The organism is Corynebacterium sp. LaCa54 (genome assembly GCF_046717495.1).
GTDB lineage: Bacteria > Actinomycetota > Actinomycetes > Mycobacteriales > Mycobacteriaceae > Corynebacterium > Corynebacterium kefirresidentii.
Map to the genome: position 1 here is coordinate 1,962,001 of NZ_CP177115.1, position 22,079 is coordinate 1,984,079.

Below are 22,079 nucleotides of genomic sequence, written 5' to 3' on the forward strand. Positions count from 1 at the left end.
ATTACCAGAAGCCACTTCAGGCATTAACCAATTTGTTATACACCCTTTAAAAACCGCTTTGACCAGGCGATTTTACACTTTTAAAGAATGGCTGCTAGAGTATCTACTCGTTGCACAGAGAGCCACACGGCAGGAAGTCAACAATGCGCCATTAGCTCAATTGGCAGAGCAACTGACTCTTAATCAGTGGGTTCGGGGTTCGATTCCCTGATGGCGCACAATACGAATCTCGAGGCGTTGTTCTTAGAACGGCACCTCGAGATTTTTCTTTTTATGAGCCAGTCCTTGTCACCGCGCCGCACATGACTTATGTGCTCACGGCGCCAAGAAACCAGATGCCTGATGGCTCACCACTAAAACTAATAAAAATAGGCCGGGCGATTACCCGGCCTTGTGCTATCTCACCCGCAACGGGGCAATGAGTGGAGCGCCGCCATGCTGGACGACGTCCGCCTCTACCCCATACACGCCCTTCACGAGCTCCCCCGTGAGAACGTCCGCAGGGCTACCTTGAGCACGAATATGACCCTTTTTAAGCACCACCAGCTGGTCACACATGCGCGCGGCCAGGTTGATGTCATGGATGGCCACAAGGCCCAGGCTGCCATCGCGCTGTGCTTTGGCACGGACCTCATCCAAGACAAAGATCTGGTGATGGAGGTCGAGGGCGGACGTGGGTTCGTCGAGAAGCATGAGGCCTGGATTTCCCACCAGCATCTGTGCCACCGCCACAAGCTGACGCTGGCCACCAGAGAGCTCATTGAGGTAGCGCGAAGCAATCGCATCCAGCCCCAAGGAGTGCAGTACCTCACCCGTGCGTGTAATCGGGTCTTCGCAGGCCTCCCGGCGCGCGGAAATCAGCACGGCTTCAAAGGCCCGCAGCGCGGCCGTGCTCGTAAGGTCCTGCGGCACGTAGCCGATAAGCTGGCGGCGTCGCTTGCCGCGCGGGGCCGTGCCATCGACGCGGAAATCCACCTCGCCGTCACAGCCGCGGTGCACGCCGGCTAGGGACTTAATAAGCGTTGTCTTGCCAGAGGCATTCGGCCCCAAAAGGCCAACTAGCTGCCCGCCGTGGAGCTTTTCCACATCCACGGACTCCAGCACGCGATGCTTGCCATAGGCCGCACTCAGGCCGGAAATAGTCAGTTCTACGTCCACAGTGCCCTCCTTCGGGTCATGACGATAGCAATGAAGAATGGCACGCCCAGCAGCGAAGTAACGATGCCAATAAGAATAGCCAAGCCTGGTTTAATCATCAGGCTCACCGCATGCGCTGCACACATCACGGCTGCACCCGCCGCCATGGAGGCCGGCAGGAAGTAACGCTGGTCCTCGCCTACCAGCATGCGGGCGATGTGCGGGCCCACCAAGCCAATGAAGCCGATGATGCCTGCGAAGGCCACGGTGGTCGCCGCAACGAGCGAAACCACGATGAGCACTACTACGCGCAGACGGGAGGTATTGATGCCCATGGCGGTGGCGCGGGCGTCGCCAAGCCGCAAGGCAGTAAGGCGCCAGCCCAGCGCCCATAGGATGGGCAGGGCGATAATCAGCACGGCCGCCAGCACGCCATTAGCCGCCCAATTGGCGCGGGTAAGAGAGCCCATGGACCAAAAGACGATCTGCTGCAGCGCCTCGGCCGAGGACTGGTACTGGATAAGCGCCAGCATGGCTTGGAAGAAGAACACCAAGCCGATGCCAAGCAGCACCATGGTTTCTGCCTTCGCGCCACGGATGACGGCCGCGATAACAATAATGGCCGTAGCCACCGCGGCAGCAAGCCACGCCATCAGCGCCAGGTTGAACTGCGGCTGTGCAATCAGCTGCCACTTGAGCACGATGGAGGTGGCGCCGCCAAACGCGGCGGCCGCGGAAATTCCGAGGGTAAAAGGCTCGGCCAGCGGATTGTTGAGGATAGTCTGCATTTCCGCGCCGGCCAAAGACAGGGCCATGCCGATGAGCACGGCCATCACGGCCATGGGCAGGCGCAGCTGCCACAGCACCGTGCGCGTCTGGTCATCCAGCCCCGCGGGATTCACGATGCCCTTCATGACCTCGGCCGGGCTGATATCAATCGCGCCCACAAAGTTGCTGATAATAAAGGCCACGGCCGCAATCAGCGTCAGGCCCGCAACGATGCCTATGCGTTGCCAGGTTAACCTCTTATGTTGCCGCGCGAGGGCGGCTACCTCTGCGCCCTCCATTAGTTGGTGCTAAAGAAGGTTCCCTCGCCAGAGATCGGCGAGTACTTTTCTTGCGCATCCATCCACTGCTTGGCGACGTCCATATCGGCATACGCCTCCGGGTCGATCCACTCGGCCACCTGCAGCAACGCTAGGTAATTAAACGGCGAATTATAGAATTGGTGCCACATGCTGTGGAAGTGGTGTTCCTTGACCGCACGCAGCTTATCGAAGCCAGCCTGCTTACCCGGCAGCTTAGCCACACTGCCCTTGGCTTCCTTTTCATCGATGCCGTAGCCCACTGCAGCGTATCCGACAGGGTGGCCTTCATCGTCCTTCATCTCAGACCAATCGCCACCGGTGGCGATGATCATATCCGGGTCAGATTCCAGGACCTTTTCCGGGGTGATCGTGCCAGACTCGCCCGGAATGACTTTATCGCCGACATTCTCGCCACCGGCCGCGTTGACCAGCTGGGAGATATTGGAATCGTTCCACGAACCACAGCAATCGGAAACGCCGGCCGAGCGCCAGACGAAGGTCTTTGGCTTATCCTTAACCTTCTCCGCGCGCTCCTCTACCAAGTCCACGGTCTTTTGCCAATCCGCGTTAAATTCCTCAGCGCGATCCTCTTGGCCAAAGATCTCGCCGAAGATGTCCATAGTCTTGGGCGTACTCTCCAGCGGGTCGCGGCGGAAATCGGTGACCGCATACTTCAAGCCAGCTTGGTCCATCTTGTCGGTCAGACCAGCTTCGCGAGAGGCATCATATTGATCCAGCGAGAGGACAATGAGGTCCGGGTCTAGGCTCACGAGTTTTTCCACGGTGACATCGCCCTTGGTAAAGCCGCCGATCTCTGGAACCTCGTTTACGGACGGCAGTTCCTTTTCCAGCGCCTTGTAGTAATCCGGCACGGTCTGCTTGAGATCCGTTCCGATGCCAACGACCTTGTCCAGTGGATTATCGGGGTCGAGTACACCGGTAGCAAAAATCGATCGGCCCTCCCCCAAAATCACACGATCGGGAGCCTTATCCAGTTCCACGTCACGGCCGATGATATCGGTGAAGGAGAACTCAGCATCGCCGCTGGAGCCGCCAGTTACTTCCTCAGCTGCGCCGCAGCCGACGAGTGCGGTTGCCGATGCCGCCACAACCGCCATTACCTTGAAGGTGGTATGAGCCATTTTTAGTCCTTGGTCGTTGGATGCCCTCGCAGTTAACGCAAAGGGCCTTACATAGGACATCCTAATCTGATTAAGTAAGGTAACCCAAACCTAAACGGGTTCGCCGTTGATCGCGTAGTCTTCCGGCTCGCCCTTGGGCACCTCGGTTCCGTCCGACATGGTGCGATCTTCCAGCTCTCCATCCGGATCCACGATGGCGATATCGAAGCCAGACTCGCGGATTCGGCGTAGCCCCTCCTTCAGCATGCGCCGGCCCATGCGGTTCGTGCCCGTAATATGCGATAGCTCGAGCACCACCGTGCCCTCGCCAAAATCCGACTCCATCAACTCGTACAAGATGGTCTCGGCCGCGTTGAAGTTGATTAGGCCCTGCAGGTAGATCACGGTCAGCTCCGCATCCTGCTCCACCTTGCGCACTGGGTTCACGCCATAGCGCTCGTCTGTAGACATCAGGTGCAGGCCCATATCCTTCGACAACAACTTAAACGCATCCACCCCGCGCACCGAGTTGCCTTCTTTGTTCAGTCGCGGCGAGAATGTCGCCACGCCCAACTGGCCCGGCAGCGTGCCCAGCAGGCCACCCGACACGCCCGACTTCGCCGGGATGCCCACCTCGGCCATCCACCGGCCGGCGCCGTCGTACATGCCAGCCGAGCTCATTACCGATAGCGTCAACCGGCACACATCCGCGTCCAAAATCTTGTCGCCCGTCACCGGCTGCACGCCACCATTCGCCAACGTTGCCGACATCACGGCCAAGTCCCGCACCGTCACCACAATCGAGCACTGCTCAATATACGTTGACACCGCATCGTGTGCCTCGTCCTGGATGATGTCGTAGTTGCGCAACATGTGCGCCAGCGAGAGGTTGCGTTCGCTGACTTCCAGCTCGGAGGAGCGCATGGCGTCGTCGATAAGCAAGTCGCGGCCTGCCAACCGGGAGAAATAGGTGCGCAGGCGCTCCACGCGCGCGGCAGGCTCCGAATCCACGCCATTAATCAGCTGCGTGACCGCAATCGCGCCCGCATTAATCATCGGGTTGACCGGCCGATGGTCATCGCGATTGAGCGAAAGCTCGTTGAAGGCCTCGCCCGAAGGCTCCATGCCCACGATGTCGCGCACCGCGGAAAGACCAAGCTCCTGGAGAGCCAGCGCATAAACAAAAGGCTTGGACAAGGACTGAAGGGTAAATTCCACCTCATCATCGCCCGCAGAATAAACGTGGCCGGTGGTGGTGCACATCGCGGCGCCGAGGTATTCAGGCTCCGCCTTGGCCAGCTCCGGAATATAATCCGCCACGGCACCGTCGCGATTATCGCGCACCTTGGTGAGGATTTCCTGCAAATAAAAAGGGATTGGTGTCTTCATCCCAACCCAGCCTACGAAAAAAGTCCCCGCGGTGTGCGGGGACTTCGCAATTAGTGGCGCTCGGACAGCAGGCGCTGCAGCTCCTTCAGGTCGCTCTTGCGGCGGCGAGAGCGGAAGACCGAGAAAGCAATCAGGCCAACCACAGCGGCGCCGACGCCGCCCAGGGCCATCTGCACGTTGCGGTCCTGCAGCTTATCGGTGGCCGCGGTCTTAGCCTCGTTGGCAAAGTTCTGCGGCTTGCTGCGCTGTGCCAGCTCGTCCAGGGTGCCGGCCAGCTGGCGGCGGGTGCGCTCGATATCGCGCTGAATGTCTTCAATATTGCGTGCCACGAAGTTCTCCTCTTAACTTAGGTTCGCTCTTAACGGGGTCATTCTACCCCGCCGCCCCAAAAGCGTGCAGCCCGGGCGGTAAGTAAGGTGGAAACCATGACTGAAAACCGTTTGAACGTTGGAGATACCGCCCCTGCTTTTGCGCTTGCCGACGACGCCGGAAACACCGTTTCCCTCGCCGATTACGCAGGCCAGCGCGTACTTGTCTACTTCTACCCCCGCGCCAATACCCCGGGCTGCACCAAGGAAGCCTGCGATTTCCGCGATTCCCTGGAACAGCTCAATGATCTCAATATCGCCGTCGTGGGTATCTCGCCAGATAAGCCGGAGGCGCTGGCGAAGTTCCGCGCGGACCACGAGCTGAACTTCCCGCTGCTCTCGGACCCAGATAAGTCCGTCATGACCGCCTACGGCGCGTTTGGTGAGAAAAAGAACTACGGCAAGGTGGTCCAAGGCGTTATCCGCTCCACCTTCTTGGTCGAGCCGGATGGCACCATCGGCCAGACGCACTACAATGTCAAGGCCACCGGCCACGTCGCCCGCGTGATGAAGGGCCTAAGCTAGCGCGGCGTCGTCCAGCGCAGTGACGAACGCATTGACCGGGCCGGTCTCCTTATCCACAGCCTGGCCGTACGGTGCAATTGCGCAACTGCGCGCGATCCGGGGGCCTTTCTAGCACGGTGGTAGCGATCTAAAGCGCGCTCGTTTCGCGCCTTTGTGCCACTTCCGCCCACCGCAGGCAGTTGACACTTAAACAAGCTATCCACAGCTGCGGCCGTCTACGACTCGGTTCTACTGCCGGTCCTGTTTAGAGTTGCGGCCATGAGCGCACTGAAGGCTTATGCCTCCCACATAGCCTCGGCGATGGATATCCTCGCCGAGGCCCGCGGCCTGTCTGAGCGCGCCCTCATCGAGCTGGGTCTACCAGATGTAGAAGCTCGCAACCTCCGCGCGCTTGCCGCAGTTTATTACGGCCCAACCCGCTTCAGCCGGAAGCAACGCCACGCCACCACGGCCGCTCGCCACCATGACCTCATAACGCTCAAGCTGATTGAAAAATATGTCTCCCGCGTGCGCACACAGCGCGATGCGTGGAACTTGCGGGTAGAGCTGTGCCGCCTGCGAGGCCCCGCCTCTGAAATCGCCCGCCGCGCCAAGCAACGCCTGCGCGACCTCCGCCCGCGCCGCACGCCGCCCCGCGAAGGGGTCCAGCTCCTTCGCCGCCCGAATGGCCCCTGGACCATGCGGATTACCGCCCCCTCGGCCTTCCTCGCGGAGTTTGACGCCGCGCTCGACCCCGCGCGCCCACTCGATTCCCTGCGCGATCTCCTTCGCGGCACGGGTGCGCCTTCGGCGCGCACCACAACCAACGTCATCATCCCGCTCAACGCGCTGGACCGCATCTTGGACGGCGACGGTGAAGAAGTCACCCTGCGGCTGACTAATGGCGCCACGATTACCGGCGCCGAGTTGGTCGAGCGCACCTTCACCGAGCACGGACTAGCCACCCTTATCCATCCCGTTAAAGGCCCCGTCAACCTGTATCGCACCTCGCGCTACGCCACCGAGAAACAGCGGCAGATGGCCGCGGCCGAAAACCCTACCTGCCCGTGGCCGCCGTGCAACCACCCTGCGGACAAGGCCCAGATCCATCACCTGAAGGCTTGGAAGCACGGAGGACTGACCAATATGGACAACCTCACGGTGTGCTGCCCGTATCACAACGGGGTCAACCAAGATGATCCGAATGCCCCGCCGCTGCGTGGGCGCCTTGCCCGAGTCAATGGCAAGGTTCGTTGGGTCCGCTAGCGCTGCCTCTGCGAGGTAGCGCTACTCGGCGTGCTCGACAAAGTCCGCGTAGACTTCCGCGGCTACCCGCGCGAATTCGGCCGGTGCCATGCGCGCCATGCCCTCCGGCAGGCTGCCCCACAACGTACAGCCTGTCACCTCCGGCATCTCCTCCAGGTTCAGGCGCGTAGCCAAGTCCGGATCGGCCGGCAGCGAGCCACCAACTAGCCCGAGCACCTCAATTCCACGGCGTTGTGCCTCGCGCACGGTCAGCTCGGCCGCGTTTAGGCTTCCTAGGTTAAGGGAGGTGACGATGAGGAGCTTTTCGGCGACGTCGGCAAGCGTATAGGCGTCCGTTAAACGCACGAGGAGCCCGCCGGCGCCTTCCACCAGCACCACACGGCCGGGTGCGTCAAGGGCGGCAATCCACTCTTTAAGTTCCTGCAGGCCGGGTTGGGGCATGCCGGCCCGGCGCGCAGAAAGATTCGGCGCCAGTGGCTCCGGAAAGCGCACCATCTCTGCTACCTCCACCCCCGCCAGCTTGCCGACGGTCGCCGCATCCCCCTTCCCCTCCGGCTCTCCCGTCTGCAGCGGTTTGGCGTAGATGACCTCGCGGCCGCGTTGCTTGAACGCGCTGGCGAGCGCGGCCGTGGCCACAGTCTTACCGACGTCAGTATTCGTCCCCGTTACATAAATAATCACTGTCGTCCTCCTGCCACCGCAGCGCGCACGCCGCGGCACATTTGCGCTATTTCATCTGCGGTGCTGATAAACGGCGGCATGATATAAATCAACCGGCCGAACGGACGTAACCACACACCTTGGGCTACGGCTGCGGCCGTCGCTGCGGACATATTTACATCGCATTCCATTTCCACCACACCTATGGCGCCAAGTACGCGCACGTCGGCTACCCCAGGTTCCTCGGACAGGCCCTCAAACCCTCGTTGCAGCTGCTTTTCGATGCCGGCTACCTGCTCGCGCCAATTGCCCTCCAAAATGAGCGCAGTTGCCTCGGCCGAAACGGCACAAGCGAGTGGATTAGCCATAAATGTTGGTCCGTGCATTAGCGCGCGCGGACGCATCCCCACGGCCACCTTCGCGGTGGCGAGCGTGGCAGCCATGGTCATAAAACCGCCGGTCATCGCCTTGCCAACGCACATGATATCTGGCACAACGCCAGCGGCTTGGGTGGCAAAAAGTTCGCCGGTTCGCCCGAACCCGGTGGCGATTTCGTCCGCGATCAGCACGATACCGTGGCGGTCGCAGATTTCTCGGGCCCCGCGGACCAGCTCGTGGTCGTGAAAGCGCATGCCACCCGCACCTTGGACTACAGGTTCAATAATTAGCCCCGCAACTTCTTCCGTGATGCACGCTTCCAGCTCGCGCAGATAGTTCGCGCGCTCGGCCGGGCTAGCCCCGCGAGTGGGCGGCGCCGGGGCGAAAATCTGCTGAGCTAAGGTACCGGTCCACATCGAGTGCATGCCGCCTTCGGGATCGCACACACTCATCGCCGCGAAGGTATCGCCATGATACCCCGACCTCCACGTCAACATCTTGGTGCACTCTGGGTGCCCTGCGCCACGGGCATACTGCAGTGCCATTTTGATGGCTACTTCGACCGATACAGATCCGGAATCGGAATAAAAGACCTGCTCAAAATCACCACGCGTTAATTCCATGAGGTTACGAGTAAGCCGCGTAGCCGGTTCGTGGGTGAGTCCGCCGAACATGACGTGGCTCATCCTCTCGATTTGTTCGTTCGCTGCCGCCTTGAGCCGTGGGTGACTGTGGCCGTGGGCGGCAGCCCACCAGGAAGACATGGCGTCGATAAGCGTGGTGCCATCCGCGAGTGTTAAATAAACGCCGGCGGCCGAGTCCACCACAAGCGTGGGCTCGCCTGGCTCGGCGTAGGGATGCCAAATGTGGCGTGCGTCGAGAGCGGCAATGTCCTCCGCTGAAATATCCATGATTTTAGGTTTATCACAGACTTTCGGCCGTTATAGTGCTTTTATGACAATTATTAAACATCGTTCAATTCGGCGTTTACCGGTGGCTTTGCCGGCTATCGCCGGAATTGAAATGTGGGAGCGCTTTAGCTTCTACGGCATGCAGGCCATCCTCGCCTACTACCTCTATTCCACCTCCGGCGGACTCGGCATGGACCAGGCGCAGGCCACGGCGCTCGTCGGTGCCTACGGCAGTCTGCTCTACCTGTGCACGTTCGTGGGCGGGTGGGTCAGCGACCGGCTCCTAGGTGCCGAACGCACGTTGCTTGCCGGCGCGAGTCTGCTCATGTGCGGGCACCTTTCGCTGTCCTTCGTGCCTGGTATGGCGGGCCTCGTGGCCGGACTGTTGCCGCTTGCGCTGGGTTCAGGGCTGCTTAAAACGGCGGCAATTACCATTCTGGGCGCGGCTTTTCCTCCCACAGCCGGCGCACGGGATGGGGCTTTTCAAATCTTTTACCTGGGGATAAATATTGGCGCTTTACTCGGACCGATGCTCACGGGCTGGCTGGCACAAAAGCACGGCTACCATGCCGGCTTCCTCGCAGCCGCAGGCCTCATGTGCTGCGGGTGTGTCTTCTACGGGTTATTGCGCCAGCGGGTAGTCACGGAGTTCGATACCCGGCCTCCCAGCCCTACTGCCACGCCAGGCAAGGCCGCGGCGGTAACTGTGGTGGCTGTAGTGGGCAGCGTCGCGGTCGCGGTGACGGTCCCACCAGACAAGCTGGCTATGCTTTTGCTCTTTGCGACGATCGCGGCCGCCCTCGCTCTCTTCGCCAGCATGCTGCGATCCCCGCGGGTCAGCGTGCCGGAGCGGAAGCAGGTTCTGGCGTATATCCCGCTCTTTTTCTGCTCGACGGCCTACTGGACTCTCCAGCCGCAGATTTACGGGGTGCTAGCCGTGTACTCGGATCAACGTGTAGACCGCATGGTCGGCGGGTTTGAGATTCCGGCGGCATGGACGCAATCGCTCAATCCACTGTTCATCCTGGCATTGTCCCTACCGCTGGCGGCGAGCATGTCTCGGTGGGCATGCTCGCGGCGTGTGCTGATGGCCGTAGGCATCATGGTGGCAGGTTCCGGAATGTTTGTGCTGTTGCCGTTCGTCGGGGGCGGAGAAAATTCAACGCCATTTGTGGTGTTGGCCGTGACCATCTTGTTGATGTCGCTCGGCGAGCTATTTATCGGGCCGGTGGGTATGGCGGCATCGGCCGCGCACGCGCCGCGAGCGTACGCGACGCGCTTTTCCGCGCTGTATTTCCTCACCATGGCCATTGGAACCTCGCTAGCGGGAACGCTGTCGACGCTGTATGACCCTTCCTCGGCGGGTGCGGAGCGGACCTACCTACTTGTTGTCGGAATTGTCCCCGTCGCGCTGGGACTCATGCTCTTGGTCGGCAGAAAGGGCGTCGTGAACGAGGCTTCGGGCAGCGTTTAAGGCATCGACTTGTGAGGCAGCCCTGGTCTCGGCGGGGAAAATCTGACACTCGTGGTCGGGTACAACTTCTGCGCGGCGGGTAATACCGCGCTGGGCGGTATAGGCGTCAAAGAGGTTATCGATGCTCAGGGCTAGTCCTCGTTTTTGAGTTGGTCGCGCAGCTGCTGGAAGTACTCGCGGGCAGCCTGGGGCTGCGCGGTGGAGTGCTGGCCCTGCTGCGCCTGTTGCTCACCGCGATTTTGCTCGGAGCGCTCCTGCTCAGCACGCTGGGAGGCAGCGATGGCTTCGCGCTTGGCACGCTCTGCCTGACGCTTGGACTCGCGCTCGATTTCCTCGGCGCGGGATGGCTTGTGCGGCTGCGGGCGGCGGTGCTGAGGCGCCCCCTCGGCGGAGTCGAGGGCGCGGTTGGCCATGAGCACGTCGCGCATGCCGCTGAAGAGGTCACCCATGCCCTGCGGGTTGGAGGGCATGTACAGCACAGAGGCCTGGCCGTTGTGGGAGACATCGACCATCGCGTCAAGGTATTGAGAGACCAGCATGAGCGCCTCGGGGGATTCTTCCACGCCGGCGTCGCGAAGCATTTCGTATTGCTGGGCAATGCCCTCGACGATTTCCTTGCGCTGGTCCGCAACGCCGCGTCCCTGCAGCTTCTTTGCTTCGGCGGCACCCTCGGCCTCTTTGACCACGCGGATCTTCTCGGCCTCTGCTTGGGCGACGGCCGCTTCGCGCTCACGCTGCGCCGCGTTAATGGAGTTCATGGACTCGCGTACGCGGGAATCGGGGCGGATATCGGTAACCAGGGTGTTGACAAAGTTCCAGCCGTACTCGGCCATATTATCGCGCAGGGAAGCCGCAACATTGCGAGCAATGGTGTCCTTGGAGGAGAAGGAATCATCCAAGTCCATATTCGCCACGGAGGAACGAACATTATCCTGCACGTAGGCCACAATCTGCTGCTCGTGGTTGGAGAGCATGTAGTACGCCTCACGCTCGCGGCCTTCAACCACCTCGTATTGCACGGCCACAGGGATCTGGACGAAGACATTGTCCTTGGTCTTGGTCTCCACCATCACATCCAGCTGGCGCACCTGCAGCGAAATTTTATCGCGCACACGGTCCACCCACGGCAACTTGAAGTGCAGGCCAGCATGCGCCACCTTTTGGAATTTACCCAAGCGCTCCAAGATGGCAGCTTCGCGAGTGCGAACGATGAAATAGCCATCAAAGAGGGTTCCCAAGATAAGCAACAGGATGAGGACTATAACTATGGTGGCGATCAAAATATCTCCCTAAATGTCGTGACAATCACCAATATTTTCGCATAGGAAATAGCGAAACGCTAGTGATCGTCGATAAGCGCAAAAAGCCTGCCCAGGATGGTCGCACCGTCTTCGCGAATGCCGTTGTGCTGGAACTCGTTGCTAATCCACGGCCGCAGGTCCCCCAGGTGGGCGGCGGTAGCCAAGGATTCTTCGAGCGGAACGAAAATATCATCGACATATATGGCCGCGGCCGTGGTCGGCACCTCACCGAGCGCATAGGGCGGGGAGAATTCGTGGCGGGCGAGGCCGTGAGCGGCGTCGGCAAACGCGTGCAGAGCAGGGTCCTCGTCGAACTGCCAGGGAAAGATATGCTCGCCAGTCAACCAGGTGCCGGACTCCGCAAACTCCGGGAATTCCTCGCGCACACGATGCGCCGCCCAATGAGTAACGGCCTGCCCGCCGGCGCCGCCTTAGATTGACTCATGGATAGCGGCATAGAGCGGGCCGTCTGCAAAGCTCACGCGCTGGCCGACGTCCACCAAGAAATCGCCGCGCAGCCGCTTCTCCCCTGCCACGGTGCGGAAAGGCTCTTCCAGCAGATAAGCCAGCGAATCAAAACCGGTGCCGCGGCCGAGCTCAATACCGATGGTGCGAAACCGCAGCGAGGACAGGCGCTCTCCGGTGGGAAGGCGCTCATCCGAATTGTCCAAGTGGGAGATGATCTCCTCGATGCTGTCCTGGGCCCACGGGAATTCGCGGTAGAAACGCTGCTGGCGGGCCTTGAGCTTTCTAAAAGTGGCGCGGTAGAGATCGTCTGCCCCCTTCAGCGTGGGGATGCCGCCGGTGAAAAATGCATGCTCCACGTGTTCGGGGGCCTGGGATAGGTAGGCGGTAATGCAAAAGCCGCCGAAGGATTGGCCGAAAAGCGACCGCTTCTCCAGGCCGAGGTGCTCGCGCAGGCGCTCGGCGTCGCGGACGATATTATCTTGGCGCAGCAACGCCAAGTGCGCTGCGGTGCGCTCCGCGGCCGGGCTCAATGCATCGATGCGGTGCGATCGGCCGGTGCCGCGCTGGTCCATGAGGATCACGCGGTACCGCTCCAGTGCCTTGCCAATAAGCCCCGTGGGCGCCAGCGGCCGGGGTGCTGGGAACCCAGGCCCGCCCTGGAGGTAAAGCAACGCGGGCAGATCCTCTCCACCGGGCGGGATAATTTCGCGGGCATAAAGCCCAAAAGTCCCGTGGGGATTGGAATAATCCCACGGGACTTCTAGGTGGTGTTCTTTAATTATGTGGCCAAAGCGGCGGTAGTCGGTCATGCCCTCCCAGGCTAGTAGACTTCCAAGCCCTTCGAGCGGAAGACGTCGCGGATTTTCTCCACGTCCTCCGGCTTTGGCGGCTTCGTGTCTGCCAACTGGTAGGTCATATCCAGACCTTCCCACTTGTCCTTGCCCATATTGTGGAAGGGCAAGACCTCGACGCGTTCGACGTTAGATTTCCATCGAGCCACGATATTGGCCACATTTTCCACGTTCTCTGGCGAGTCCGTGAGGTCAGGCACCACTACGAAGCGGATCCATACCGGCTTACCTATCTTGTTCAACCTGTCGCCGAAATCCAGTGTTGGCTGGAGCTGGCGTTGGGTGACCTTGCGGTAAGTCTCCTCGTCGCCCGACTTGACGTCGAGAAGCACGAGGTCGATGTTGTCTAGGTCCTCGTCGCGCAAGCGCGCGCCCAAGTACCCAGCCGTATCGATGGTGGTGTGAATACCCGCATCGTGGACTTCCTTAAGCACGCGGCGCGTGAAGGAAATCTGGAAGAGGGGTTCGCCACCGGAGATGGTCAGACCGCCACCGGAAGCTTGGAAGATGGGCTTATAACGCTTGATGCGCTTGACCACATCCTCGACCCGCTCCAGTGTGCCGGTCTTCATCTCCCAGGTGTCTGGATTATGGCAGTACTGGCAGCGCAGTGGGCATCCGGACATGAACATCGTCATGCGGGTTCCCGGGCCATCGACGGCGGTCACGAGCTCCCAAGAGTGCACGAGGGCGATATCGCCGGTACGGCGCGCCTCCATGAGCTCCGGGCGGGTAATGTCATCGAGTTGTGCATTATCTCCCAGGCCCGCAGCTACGCCGCGGACACGCTCTCCTTCTTCCGGAGAGAGGGTGACAACACCAGTAACGCCATCAGCCATGATTAAGAACCCTGGTGGAAGGTGCGGGAGATAACGTCGAGCTGCTGCTCCTTGGTCAGCTTGACAAAGTTGACAGCGTAGCCAGAGACGCGAACGGTGAGGTTCGGGTACTTCTCTGGGTGCTCAACGGCGTCCTCGAGGGTGGACTTGTCCAGCACGTTGATGTTGGCGTGGTACAGACCAGAGTTCATCTGGTGCGCATCGCGGTTTGCCTTCATTGCTGACATACGGTCTTCGAAAGTTGGGGTTGCCATGATTTTCTCCTTTTCGAGATGGTTGAGGGTTGAGTGGTTTTTACTTCTCCATGATGAAGCCGGCATCCAGAACGCCCACCAAGTTATTGATGCGCTCTTCTGGGGTGCGGCCCAATCCGGAAGGAGTAATGGTGTTGGTCAGCGAGATGCCGTCCAAGGCGTCCTTGTAATCCAGCTTGCCAACGGACAGCATGGAAGCAACCATGCCGTGGCTGTCGGCACCGTTTTCAGGGTTTGCGCCTGGGGAGAACGGCGTGCCGGCCTTGTGGCCCGACGGGAAGGCGCCTGTTGCCTTGCCGTAGACCACGTTCGAGGTAATGGTCAGCACGGACTGGGTTGGGATGGCATTGCGGTACATCGGGATGGCCTTAATCTTTTCCATCACGGTGTGGACAATGGTTGCGGCGATGTCATCGGCGCGGTCATCATCGTTGCCGTAGAACGGGAACTCGCCCTCGGTGACGTAGTCCGTAATCAGGCCGGTCTCGTCACGGACCGGGGTGACCTTGGCGTACTTGATAGCAGCCAGGGAGTCGGCGACGATGGACAGGCCGGCGATGCCGCAGCCCATGGAGCGTACGATATTGGAATCGTGCAGCGCCATCTCGACTGCCTCGTAGGCGTACTTGTCGTGAGAGTAGTGGATGATGTTGAGGGCCTCAACGTAGGTGCCAACAACCCAGTCCAGCATCTCTTCGTACTTCTGCCAAACTTCATCGAAGTCCAGCGGGCCATCGCCCTTGATGGGCTCGTAGCCTTCTACGACCTGCTTGCCGGATACCTCATCGCGGCCACCGTTGATGGCGTAAAGCAGAGCCTTAGCGGCGTTCACACGAGCGCCGAAGAACTGCATCTGCTTGCCCACTTCCATCGGGGAAACACAGCATGCAATTGCGGCGTCATCGCCCCACTGCTCACGAATCTGGCGGTCAGACTCGTACTGGATGGAGGAGGTCTCAATCGAGATGTGGGCACAGAATTCCTTGTAGCCCTCTGGCAGTTTCGGATCCCAGAAGATGGTGATATTTGGCTCCGGTGATGGGCCAAGGTTTACCAGGGTCTGCAGCAGACGGAAGGAGGTCTTGGTGACCATGTGGCGGCCGTCGTTGCCGAAGCCAGCATCAGACCAGGTTGCCCAGTACGGGTCGCCGGAGAAGATCTGGTCATAATCGATGGTGCGCAGGAAGCGAACGATACGCAGCTTGAGAACCAGGGAGTCGATGATTTCCTGGGCGTCTTCCTCGGTGATGATGCCAGCGGCGAGGTCGCGCTCGAAGTAGCAATCGAAGAAGGCAGACAGGCGGCCGATGGACATTGCGGCGCCATCCTGGGACTTAATGGATGCCAGGTAGCCGAAGTAGGTCCACTGTACTGCCTCGTGAGCGGTCTTAGCCGGCTTGGAGATGTCGAAGCCGTAGGACTCAGCCATCTTCTTGAGCTTCTTCAGGGCCTTGATCTGCTCGGAGTGCTCCTCGCGGAAGCGTGCCCAGTGCTCAGAGAAGCCAGCATCTGCGACGGAATCGCGGGAAGCCTGCTTTTCCTCGATCAGGTAATCCACACCATAAAGGGCTACGCGGCGGTAGTCACCGATAATGCGGCCACGGCCGTATGCATCCGGCAGGCCGGTGATGATGTGCGATGAACGAGCAGCACGGATGCGCGGGGTGTAGATATCGAAGACCGCATCGTTGTGGGTCTTGCGGTAGCGGGTGAAGATCTTCTCCACCTCAGGGTCGACTTCCTTGCCTGCTTCGGCGATGGCCTGCTTGACCATGCGCCAGCCACCGAACGGCATCATGGCGCGCTTCAGCGGGGTATCGGTCTGCAGACCGACGATGACGTCATCGTCGTCTGAGATGTAGCCGGCCGGGAAAGCGTCAATGTCGGTCGGGGTGTGGGTGTCAACATCATAGACGCGCTTTTCGCGCTCGACGGACAGGTAGTTCTTCTCCAGGGTCTCCCAGACGCGCTTGGTCTTTTCGGTCGGGCCCGCCAGGAAGCTGGAATCGCCGTCGTACGGCGTGTAGTTACGCTGAATGAAGTCGCGGACGTTGATGCCCTCGGTCCATGGACCGGACTCAAATCCCTTCCACGCTTCAAACTGTTGAGGCTGCGTTGCGGTAGTCATAATTCCCTTCTTTCGGGCGAATTTCTATCAGGGGTAAATGCCGCTTTTTCGAGCCACAGCACCAAGCCCCTCTGGTCTCAATTGTTGACTACATCAGCGGTAATAACAAGTTCAGCAGACGTTGGAAAGGCTAAATATAAACCGGTCGTGTTGTTTCGCTGGTTAGTGATTTCATGCAGAACGCACGTACGTCTTAGATCGGGGGTGAACTAGCCCCGAACGTGTTCCTCATCACCCCGATTTTTTGGCCGCTACCTGCACGAACCTCTACTGTTAAACCCGTTCAGCTTCGCTTCCGCACAAAGGAGGACTTCGTGGCTTCCCAGCCCAAGCATCCAGTAGATACCGTCCCACCCGCCCCCAAATTAGCTGCCTTAGGTGTGCAGCACGTATTGGCCTTTTATGCCGGGGCGGTTATCGTTCCGCTGCTCATCGCCGGCTCGCTTAACCTGGATGCGGAAACCACCATCCACCTCATCAATGCGGACCTTTTGACCTGTGGCATAGCAACGATCATTCAGTCTATGGGCGTCGGCAAGCGCATTGGCGTGCGCCTGCCCATCGTGCAGGGCGTAACCACTACGGCCGTCTCCCCGATTATTGCCATTGGCCTGGGCGCAACCGACGGCGAAGGCGGGGTGGCCTCGCTGCCGACCATTTATGGCGCCATCATCGTCGCCGGCCTGTTTACTTTCTTCGCGGCGCCGGTCTTTGGCAAAGTGCTGCGTTTCTTCCCGCCGGTGGTCACCGGGTCGGTCCTGCTGGTTATGGGCACTTCTCTATTGGGGGTTTCGGCCAATGACTTTGTCAATTACGCCGAGGGAGTTCCAGCCACCCGTGACCTGCTCTACGGTTTTGGCACACTCGCGGTCATCATTTTGGTGCAGCGTTTTTCCTCTGGCTTCCTAGGCACCCTGGCCGTGCTCATCGGCCTAGTCTTGGGTACGGGCGTGGCGCTCGTGCTAGGCGACGCCTCCTTTAGCGAAGTCTCCTCCGCCCCCGCCCTCGGTATCACCACCCCGTTCTACTTCGGCATGCCAAAGTTCGACGTGGTGGCTATTTTCTCGCTCATCATTGTCATGATCATCACCATGGTGGAGACCACTGGCGATGTCTTTGCCACCGGCGAGATTGTCAAAAAGCGCATCCGCCGCGATGATGTCGTGCGTGCGATTCGCGCCGATGGCCTGTCCACCTTGGTGGGCGGCGTGATGAACTCCTTCCCCTATACCTGCTTTGCCCAAAACGTCGGCCTGGTCCGCCTGACCAGCGTGAAATCGCGCTGGGTGGCCGTAGCCGCCGCCGGATTCATGATGGTGCTGGGCATTTTGCCCAAGGCCGGTGCGGTCGTGGCCGCCATCCCCTCCCCTGTACTTGGCGGTGCCTCCCTGGCGCTTTTCGCCAACGTAGCGTGGGTGGGCCTGCAGACCATCGCCAAGGCCGATCTTTCCGATGGCCGCAATTCCGTCATCGTCACCTCCGCGCTCGGCCTGGCCATGCTGGTGACCTTCAAGCCGGATATCGCCACCGCCTTCCCGGAGTGGGCGCAAACCTTCGTCTCCTCCGGCATGTCCATCGGCGCCATTACCGCCATCGTGCTTAACCTGCTGTTCTTCCACACCGGGGGTAAGCAGGGCACGCAGGTGTCTCGGGCCGTCGGCAAGAGCGTAAGCCTACAGCAACTCAACAATGCCTCCCGCGAGGAATTCGTCTCCGCGCTGCGCCCGCTGTTTAATAACGAGACGTGGCCGCTCGAACTGGCGTGGGAGTCTCGGCCTTTCAGCGATGTCAATGAGCTGCGCGCCGCCATTCAGGTAGCCGTGCTGACCGCGGATGATTCCCGCCGTGCTGCCCTCATCCACGATTACCCGGCCATGGATGAGCTGCTGCTTGCCGACGCTGACGAAGCCGCCACCATCTCCGCCGACCGCGGCTCCTTGGGGCTAACCGACTTGGATGATGTGCAGACCGAGCGCATTACCGAGCTTTCCGCTGCCTACCGCGAGCGCTTCGATATGCCCTTTGTGGCTTATCTAGATACCAATGACACCGTTGACCGCGTCATTGATGCCGGCGTGCGCCGCTTGGCCAACTCCCCAGAGCAGGAGTACCGCACCGCGCTGGGTGAGATCGTAGAGATTGCCAACGACCGCTTCGATATCTTGCTAGCCGATGCCAACCCGGTCCGTTCTTCTTGGGACCGCAAGTTCACCGAGGTGGACTAGCTAACGGAAGGAAAAATCTACCTCAGCCTCCGGGTCCACGCCGGAAATAATGCCGGTGTAGAACTGCTTGGCCTGGCTTTGGAGGACATCGCGATTATCCGCGATGTCCTTTTTCTTTTTGTCCTCATCCAGAATCTTGGTGATGGTTTCCGCTTTATCGATATCCGGGGTAATCCAGCTCAGCGCGCCATTATCTTCCACCGCGGTTTCGAAGTTCTCATCCGAGTGGCCAATGAAAATGAACTCTGGGATCTGCACGCGGAAGTGGTGCGGGGATTCCTCTTCTACGTGCACCTGGGATCCTTCAATGCCGAGCTTCGCGCGGTAGGAGTACTTGATGTATTGGGTACGCTCACTGCCTGGGACCTGCCAATTCCACAGCGTGCTGGTGGCGGACTCCTCTGATAATCCCTCAATCCCCAAGGAGACGAGCACCACTTGTTCCTCGCGCTCCACGGCCTTGATGACCTTGGTATTGCTCGATTCGGTCTCCACGTCCACCGGTTCCCGGACTTGCCACACCACCACCGCAGCTACCGCCAGGGCGGCGATGAGAATGACAGCGATAAGGGTGGAAAACAGCTTTTTCATAATGCCCATCTTAGGGTGAAATGCGGACGGTGATATGCGAAAACGCCGCCGGCCACGAGGGTCGACGGCGCCTATGGTGCGCCCGGTGAGACTTGAACTCACACGTCATAAGACACTAGAACCTAAATCTAGCGCGTCTGCCAATTCCGCCACGGGCGCGGGGGACTTGACATAGTGTACACGGTGGGCGGGTAATCCAGAAACCAGGGGTGTTCTGTTTTCCGGCCGCTGGTGGGTAGGGTGGAACGCGTGAGCACTCAAGAGGAACAGAAAAACAAGCGCGTGCAGGTGCGATGGTGGCACATCCTCCTCATCGCGTTTTTCGTCGTGCTCTTCCTATTCCTGGCCTATTGGCAGTGGACCCGCTTCCGCTCCGGCTCGGGCACCTTCCAAAATCTGGGCTATGCCTTCCAGTGGCCACTGTTTGCCGTGTTCGTGGTTTATGCCTATCGCACCACGCTGCGCTATGAAAACGAGCGCTTCGCGGCCGAGGAAGAAGCCCGGGATATGGATGACACAGACAAAAAGGCCCCGGCCGACGCTCCCGCACAGCCGCAGGCAGAAACCAAAATCGATGAGGACTTCCTGCCCCAGCGGCCCCAGATGGACGTGGAAACGTTCAACGCCATGAATACCCCGCGCCGCCGGCGCGGCGAGAATGAAGAAAGCTGATTATGACCAATAAAGTTCACCCCGCCCGCCAAGCCCGCATCCGCGGACCCTTGAAGTTTTTCTCCATCGCGGCCACTGTGACCGGTATCTTCTTGATCATCCTGGTCATCCGCATGGTCTGCCAGTACATCATTGGCATGGATATCCCCGAGTGGGCCACCTATATCGCGATCGTGCACGGCATCGCGTACATGACCTACCTGCTGTCCATCCTCATCCTCGGCCCGCGCGCGCTGTGGCCGGTGGGCAAGCTCTTTACCACCGCCCTTGCCGGCGTGGTGCCCTTCCTGTCCTTCTGGATGGAGCACAAGCGCCGCAAGGAAATCACGGAGGAGTTCCAACTCTAAGAGTTGTGAACAAGCTCCGCGATGGCGGGGACAAGTTGACTAAGAGCGCGGCCGCGATGCGAGACCGCGTTCTTTTCTTCTGGGGACATCTCTGCAGCCGATCGGGACTCGCCTTCCGGCTGGAAGAGGGGGTCATAGCCGAAGCCGTTTTCCCCGCGCGGCTCGCGCAAGAAGCGGCCTTCCCAGCGGCCCTCGGCCACGTGCTCTGCGCCTTCGGGCGTGACGAGCGCGCAGACCGAGACAAAGGCTGCGGCGCGGCGCTCATCAGGGACGTCGGCCATCTGCGCCAAGACTAAGTCATTATTGGCCTGGTCATTGCCGTGCTGGCCGGACCAACGGGCGGAAAGCACGCCGGGCATGCCGTTGAGTTCCTCGATGGCTAGGCCCGAATCATCCGCGACGGTGGCAAAGCCAGTAGCAGCCACGCCGGCACGGGCCTTGATGAGCGCATTATCGGCAAAAGTGCGGCCATCTTCTACCGGTTCGGGATAAGGTTCCACGGCGGAAAGCGGGCGCAGCTCGACGCCCTCGATGCCGGCATCAGCCAGAATCCGTTCCAGCTCGCCGAGCTTCTTAGGGTTATTAGATGCGACGAGAATTACCACCCCAACGCCGCCTTCTGTGCGGCGATAAGCTCGCGGCAACCCTTCTGCGCTACGTCGAGCATCTCGTTGAGCTCCTCTCGGCCAAAGAGACCGTGCTCACCGGTGCCCTGGATTTCAACGAAGTCGCCGGATTCCTGCATCACTACATTCAGGTCGACCTCGGCGCGGGAATCCTCCTCATAAGGCAGATCAAGGCAGATTTCGCCGTCAATGATGCCTACCGAGACTGCAGCGATGGGATCAAGTAGCGGCTCGCCGGGGACGACGCCCTCGGCTTTGAGGTGCGCGATGGCGTCAGCCAGCGCAACATAGGCGCCGGTGATAGAGGCAGTGCGGGTGCCGCCATCAGCCTGGAGGACATCGCAATCGAGCTGAATGGTGTTCTCCCCTAGCTCCTCCAAGTCCACTGCGGCGCGCAGGGAGCGGCCGACGAGGCGGGAAATCTCATGGGTGCGGCCCTTGACCTTGCCCTTCATGGATTCGCGCGGCATACGGTCGTGGGTGGCGGAAGGCAACATGGCGTACTCGGCGGTCAGCCAGCCTTCGCCCGAATCGCGCTTGAAGCGAGGCACGCCATATTCTACGGATGCGGTGCACATGACGCGGGTATTGCCAAACTCCACCAGCACCGAGCCGGCCGGGTTGGTGGTGAAATTGCGGGTAATGCGGACGCTGCGCATTTGGTCCAGCGCGCGCCCATCGGCACGAGTAAATTCAGTCATGCCGTCCAGCGTATCTTAGAACTCCATACCCGCGGCGCCGAGGATAATCTCACCGTCGAATTCGGAGCGAGCGGCCTCCAAGGTAGCTTGGGCATCGCCCCACGGTTGGATGTGGATGAGCACGAGCTTGCCCACGCCCGCCTCGCGCGCCGCCCTGCCAGCTTCCGCGCCCGACATATGCATATCCGGTGCCATCCCCTCCGAGCTCGCGCCCCAGGCTGCCTCACAGAGGAAGATGTCGGCGCCCCGTGCGGCGTCGACAAGCGCGGGCGTATATGAAGAATCTCCGGAGTAGGTGATGGTCTGGCCCGTCTTAGTATGTTCCACGCGCAAGGCATAGGCCTCTACCGGGTGGGTGACCGGGAAGGGAGTGATATATACATCGTCGACAAGCTGGCGCTCGCCCGGCTCCCATGCGCTAAAGGCGAAGGTATCGGACATGTCATCGATGCCATCGACCTCATCGGAAGACAGGCGGCCCAGGTGCGTCGGCGTAGCCTTCGGCCCGAAGCACATATTTCTTGAGGCCGCGGGCGCCGTGGGATGGAAGCGGCGCCACACCATCAGAGAGGGGAAATCCAGGCAGTGATCGGCATGCAGGTGACTAAAAGCCACGTGCGCATCGCAAGGATCCTGCTGCTGTTCCAGCTGCGCCAAGGTGCCAGGGCCCATATCGAGGACGATGGACGGCGCATTATCGAAGGACAGCAAATAGCCGGAGGCGGGGTTCTGGGCGGTGGGGACGCTACCGGAGCAGCCTAAGATGGTCAGCTTCATGGG

General features: G+C 60.3%; 21 protein-coding genes, 2 tRNA genes and 1 pseudogene. 7 read left to right on the forward strand and 17 right to left on the reverse strand.

Going from position 1 to position 22,079, the window contains the following annotated elements:
• The first annotated feature begins 145 nt into the window (after positions 1 to 145).
• A tRNA-Lys gene (locus ACLI1M_RS09525) sits at positions 146 to 218 on the forward strand.
• Positions 219 to 396: 178 nt separating this feature from the next.
• Here the strand turns inward: ACLI1M_RS09525 and ACLI1M_RS09530 are convergent.
• From ACLI1M_RS09530 to ACLI1M_RS09550, 5 genes are all read right to left on the reverse strand, one after another.
• Positions 397 to 1,158 carry an ABC transporter ATP-binding protein gene (locus ACLI1M_RS09530; RefSeq protein ID WP_411706539.1) on the reverse strand — a complete coding sequence of 254 codons (762 nt, stop codon included), beginning with the start codon at positions 1,156 to 1,158 and terminating at the stop codon, positions 397 to 399.
• A complete protein-coding gene (locus ACLI1M_RS09535) occupies positions 1,149 to 2,204 on the reverse strand; it encodes a FecCD family ABC transporter permease (protein ID WP_411706540.1) in 1,056 nt (351 codons plus the stop codon). Before ACLI1M_RS09535 ends, ACLI1M_RS09530 begins: the two co-directional genes overlap by 10 nt.
• Positions 2,204 to 3,367: an ABC transporter substrate-binding protein gene (locus tag ACLI1M_RS09540; protein ID WP_411706541.1), complete on the reverse strand. Its 1,164-nt coding sequence runs from the start codon at positions 3,365 to 3,367 to the stop codon at positions 2,204 to 2,206. The genes ACLI1M_RS09535 and ACLI1M_RS09540 overlap by 1 nt, the downstream gene beginning before the upstream one ends.
• Before the next feature lie 90 nt (positions 3,368 to 3,457).
• Positions 3,458 to 4,735: a glutaminase gene (locus tag ACLI1M_RS09545; protein WP_301714267.1), complete on the reverse strand. Its 1,278-nt coding sequence runs from the start codon at positions 4,733 to 4,735 to the stop codon at positions 3,458 to 3,460.
• Between the two features lie 50 nt (positions 4,736 to 4,785).
• Positions 4,786 to 5,064 carry a DUF3618 domain-containing protein gene (locus ACLI1M_RS09550; protein WP_005323988.1) on the reverse strand — a complete coding sequence of 93 codons (279 nt, stop codon included), beginning with the start codon at positions 5,062 to 5,064 and terminating at the stop codon, positions 4,786 to 4,788.
• 96 nt (positions 5,065 to 5,160) lie between these two features.
• On the opposite strand from ACLI1M_RS09550, the gene bcp reads away from it, so the two are divergent.
• Positions 5,161 to 5,628 carry a thioredoxin-dependent thiol peroxidase gene (gene bcp / locus ACLI1M_RS09555; protein WP_005327287.1) on the forward strand — a complete coding sequence of 156 codons (468 nt, stop codon included), beginning with the start codon at positions 5,161 to 5,163 and terminating at the stop codon, positions 5,626 to 5,628.
• Between the two features lie 258 nt (positions 5,629 to 5,886).
• On the forward strand, positions 5,887 to 6,873 hold the full coding sequence (locus ACLI1M_RS09560) for an HNH endonuclease signature motif containing protein (RefSeq protein WP_023020878.1): 987 nt from the start codon (positions 5,887 to 5,889) through the stop codon (positions 6,871 to 6,873).
• A 21-nt stretch (positions 6,874 to 6,894) separates the two neighbouring features.
• Here the strand turns inward: ACLI1M_RS09560 and bioD are convergent, their stop codons facing one another.
• Positions 6,895 to 7,554 carry a dethiobiotin synthase gene (gene bioD / locus ACLI1M_RS09565; RefSeq protein WP_200288701.1) on the reverse strand — a complete coding sequence of 220 codons (660 nt, stop codon included), beginning with the start codon at positions 7,552 to 7,554 and terminating at the stop codon, positions 6,895 to 6,897.
• Entirely contained in the window at positions 7,551 to 8,822 is a 1,272-nt protein-coding gene (locus ACLI1M_RS09570) for an adenosylmethionine--8-amino-7-oxononanoate transaminase (protein WP_411706542.1), read from the reverse strand. The genes bioD and ACLI1M_RS09570 overlap by 4 nt, the downstream gene beginning before the upstream one ends.
• 43 nt (positions 8,823 to 8,865) lie before the next feature.
• Between ACLI1M_RS09570 and ACLI1M_RS09575 the strand changes: the two genes are divergently transcribed.
• The gene (locus ACLI1M_RS09575; RefSeq protein WP_248099426.1) at positions 8,866 to 10,296 is read left to right on the forward strand and encodes a peptide MFS transporter; all 1,431 of its coding nucleotides are present in this window, start codon (positions 8,866 to 8,868) and stop codon (positions 10,294 to 10,296) included.
• A 131-nt stretch (positions 10,297 to 10,427) separates the two neighbouring features.
• On the opposite strand, the gene ACLI1M_RS09580 is transcribed toward ACLI1M_RS09575, so the two are convergent.
• The 5 genes and pseudogenes from ACLI1M_RS09580 to pflB form a co-directional block, all read right to left on the reverse strand.
• Positions 10,428 to 11,576 (reverse strand): SPFH domain-containing protein, encoded by a 1,149-nt coding sequence (locus ACLI1M_RS09580; protein WP_248099424.1) that lies wholly within the window; start codon positions 11,574 to 11,576, stop codon positions 10,428 to 10,430.
• 59 nt (positions 11,577 to 11,635) lie between these two features.
• Positions 11,636 to 12,874: pseudogene (locus ACLI1M_RS09585) on the reverse strand (alpha/beta fold hydrolase).
• An 11-nt stretch (positions 12,875 to 12,885) separates the two neighbouring features.
• Positions 12,886 to 13,755, reverse strand: a complete 870-nt coding sequence (gene pflA / locus ACLI1M_RS09590) for a pyruvate formate-lyase-activating protein (protein WP_049360991.1) — start codon at positions 13,753 to 13,755, stop codon at positions 12,886 to 12,888.
• Positions 13,756 to 13,757: 2 nt separating this feature from the next.
• Positions 13,758 to 14,009, reverse strand: a complete 252-nt coding sequence (gene grcA2 / locus ACLI1M_RS09595; protein ID WP_005323969.1) for an autonomous glycyl radical cofactor GrcA2 — start codon at positions 14,007 to 14,009, stop codon at positions 13,758 to 13,760.
• 40 nt (positions 14,010 to 14,049) lie between these two features.
• Entirely contained in the window at positions 14,050 to 16,137 is a 2,088-nt protein-coding gene (gene pflB / locus ACLI1M_RS09600; protein ID WP_282439208.1) for a formate C-acetyltransferase, read from the reverse strand.
• A gap of 314 nt (positions 16,138 to 16,451) precedes the next feature.
• Here pflB and ACLI1M_RS09605 point away from each other — a divergent pair, with 314 nt between their 5' ends.
• Complete coding sequence (locus tag ACLI1M_RS09605; RefSeq protein WP_248099422.1) at positions 16,452 to 18,362, forward strand: solute carrier family 23 protein; 1,911 nt, start codon at positions 16,452 to 16,454, stop codon at positions 18,360 to 18,362.
• Here the strand turns inward: ACLI1M_RS09605 and ACLI1M_RS09610 are convergent, their stop codons facing one another.
• Positions 18,363 to 18,953: a hypothetical protein gene (locus ACLI1M_RS09610; RefSeq protein ID WP_239659062.1), complete on the reverse strand. Its 591-nt coding sequence runs from the start codon at positions 18,951 to 18,953 to the stop codon at positions 18,363 to 18,365.
• Between the two features lie 74 nt (positions 18,954 to 19,027).
• A tRNA-Leu gene (locus ACLI1M_RS09615) sits at positions 19,028 to 19,112 on the reverse strand.
• A 90-nt stretch (positions 19,113 to 19,202) separates the two neighbouring features.
• Between ACLI1M_RS09615 and ACLI1M_RS09620 the strand changes: the two genes are divergently transcribed.
• Both ACLI1M_RS09620 and ACLI1M_RS09625 read left to right on the forward strand, forming a co-directional pair.
• Positions 19,203 to 19,625 carry a hypothetical protein gene (locus tag ACLI1M_RS09620; RefSeq protein ID WP_248099420.1) on the forward strand — a complete coding sequence of 141 codons (423 nt, stop codon included), beginning with the start codon at positions 19,203 to 19,205 and terminating at the stop codon, positions 19,623 to 19,625.
• A gap of 2 nt (positions 19,626 to 19,627) precedes the next feature.
• On the forward strand, positions 19,628 to 19,972 hold the full coding sequence (locus tag ACLI1M_RS09625; protein WP_023020867.1) for a DUF3817 domain-containing protein: 345 nt from the start codon (positions 19,628 to 19,630) through the stop codon (positions 19,970 to 19,972).
• Here the strand turns inward: ACLI1M_RS09625 and rdgB are convergent.
• From rdgB to ACLI1M_RS09640, 3 genes are read right to left on the reverse strand one after another with little or no spacing between them, the layout of a single operon-like run.
• Positions 19,969 to 20,577 carry an RdgB/HAM1 family non-canonical purine NTP pyrophosphatase gene (rdgB, locus tag ACLI1M_RS09630; RefSeq protein WP_248099418.1) on the reverse strand — a complete coding sequence of 203 codons (609 nt, stop codon included), beginning with the start codon at positions 20,575 to 20,577 and terminating at the stop codon, positions 19,969 to 19,971. The two genes, ACLI1M_RS09625 and rdgB, sit on opposite strands and share 4 nt — an antisense overlap.
• Complete coding sequence (gene rph, locus ACLI1M_RS09635) at positions 20,571 to 21,299, reverse strand: ribonuclease PH (RefSeq protein ID WP_005323955.1); 729 nt, start codon at positions 21,297 to 21,299, stop codon at positions 20,571 to 20,573. The genes rdgB and rph overlap by 7 nt, the downstream gene beginning before the upstream one ends.
• 15 nt (positions 21,300 to 21,314) lie before the next feature.
• Positions 21,315 to 22,076, reverse strand: coding sequence for an MBL fold metallo-hydrolase (locus tag ACLI1M_RS09640; RefSeq protein WP_248099416.1), 762 nt, complete (start codon positions 22,074 to 22,076; stop codon positions 21,315 to 21,317).
• Between the last annotated feature and the right edge of the window lie 3 nt (positions 22,077 to 22,079).

Coding starts and splice junctions, on each gene's coding strand:
- ACLI1M_RS09535 (WP_411706540.1), bottom strand. CDS start 2,204: ATGGAGGGCGCAGAGGTAGCCGCCCTCGCGCGGCAACATAAGAGGTTA.
- ACLI1M_RS09540 (WP_411706541.1), bottom strand. CDS start 3,367: ATGGCTCATACCACCTTCAAGGTAATGGCGGTTGTGGCGGCATCGGCA.
- ACLI1M_RS09545 (WP_301714267.1), bottom strand. CDS start 4,735: ATGAAGACACCAATCCCTTTTTATTTGCAGGAAATCCTCACCAAGGTG.
- bcp (WP_005327287.1), top strand. CDS start 5,161: ATGACTGAAAACCGTTTGAACGTTGGAGATACCGCCCCTGCTTTTGCG.
- ACLI1M_RS09560 (WP_023020878.1), top strand. CDS start 5,887: ATGAGCGCACTGAAGGCTTATGCCTCCCACATAGCCTCGGCGATGGAT.
- ACLI1M_RS09570 (WP_411706542.1), bottom strand. CDS start 8,822: ATGGATATTTCAGCGGAGGACATTGCCGCTCTCGACGCACGCCACATT.
- ACLI1M_RS09575 (WP_248099426.1), top strand. CDS start 8,866: ATGACAATTATTAAACATCGTTCAATTCGGCGTTTACCGGTGGCTTTG.
- pflA (WP_049360991.1), bottom strand. CDS start 13,755: ATGGCTGATGGCGTTACTGGTGTTGTCACCCTCTCTCCGGAAGAAGGA.
- grcA2 (WP_005323969.1), bottom strand. CDS start 14,009: ATGGCAACCCCAACTTTCGAAGACCGTATGTCAGCAATGAAGGCAAAC.
- pflB (WP_282439208.1), bottom strand. CDS start 16,137: ATGACTACCGCAACGCAGCCTCAACAGTTTGAAGCGTGGAAGGGATTT.
- ACLI1M_RS09610 (WP_239659062.1), bottom strand. CDS start 18,953: ATGAAAAAGCTGTTTTCCACCCTTATCGCTGTCATTCTCATCGCCGCC.
- ACLI1M_RS09625 (WP_023020867.1), top strand. CDS start 19,628: ATGACCAATAAAGTTCACCCCGCCCGCCAAGCCCGCATCCGCGGACCC.
- rph (WP_005323955.1), bottom strand. CDS start 21,299: ATGACTGAATTTACTCGTGCCGATGGGCGCGCGCTGGACCAAATGCGC.
- ACLI1M_RS09640 (WP_248099416.1), bottom strand. CDS start 22,076: ATGAAGCTGACCATCTTAGGCTGCTCCGGTAGCGTCCCCACCGCCCAG.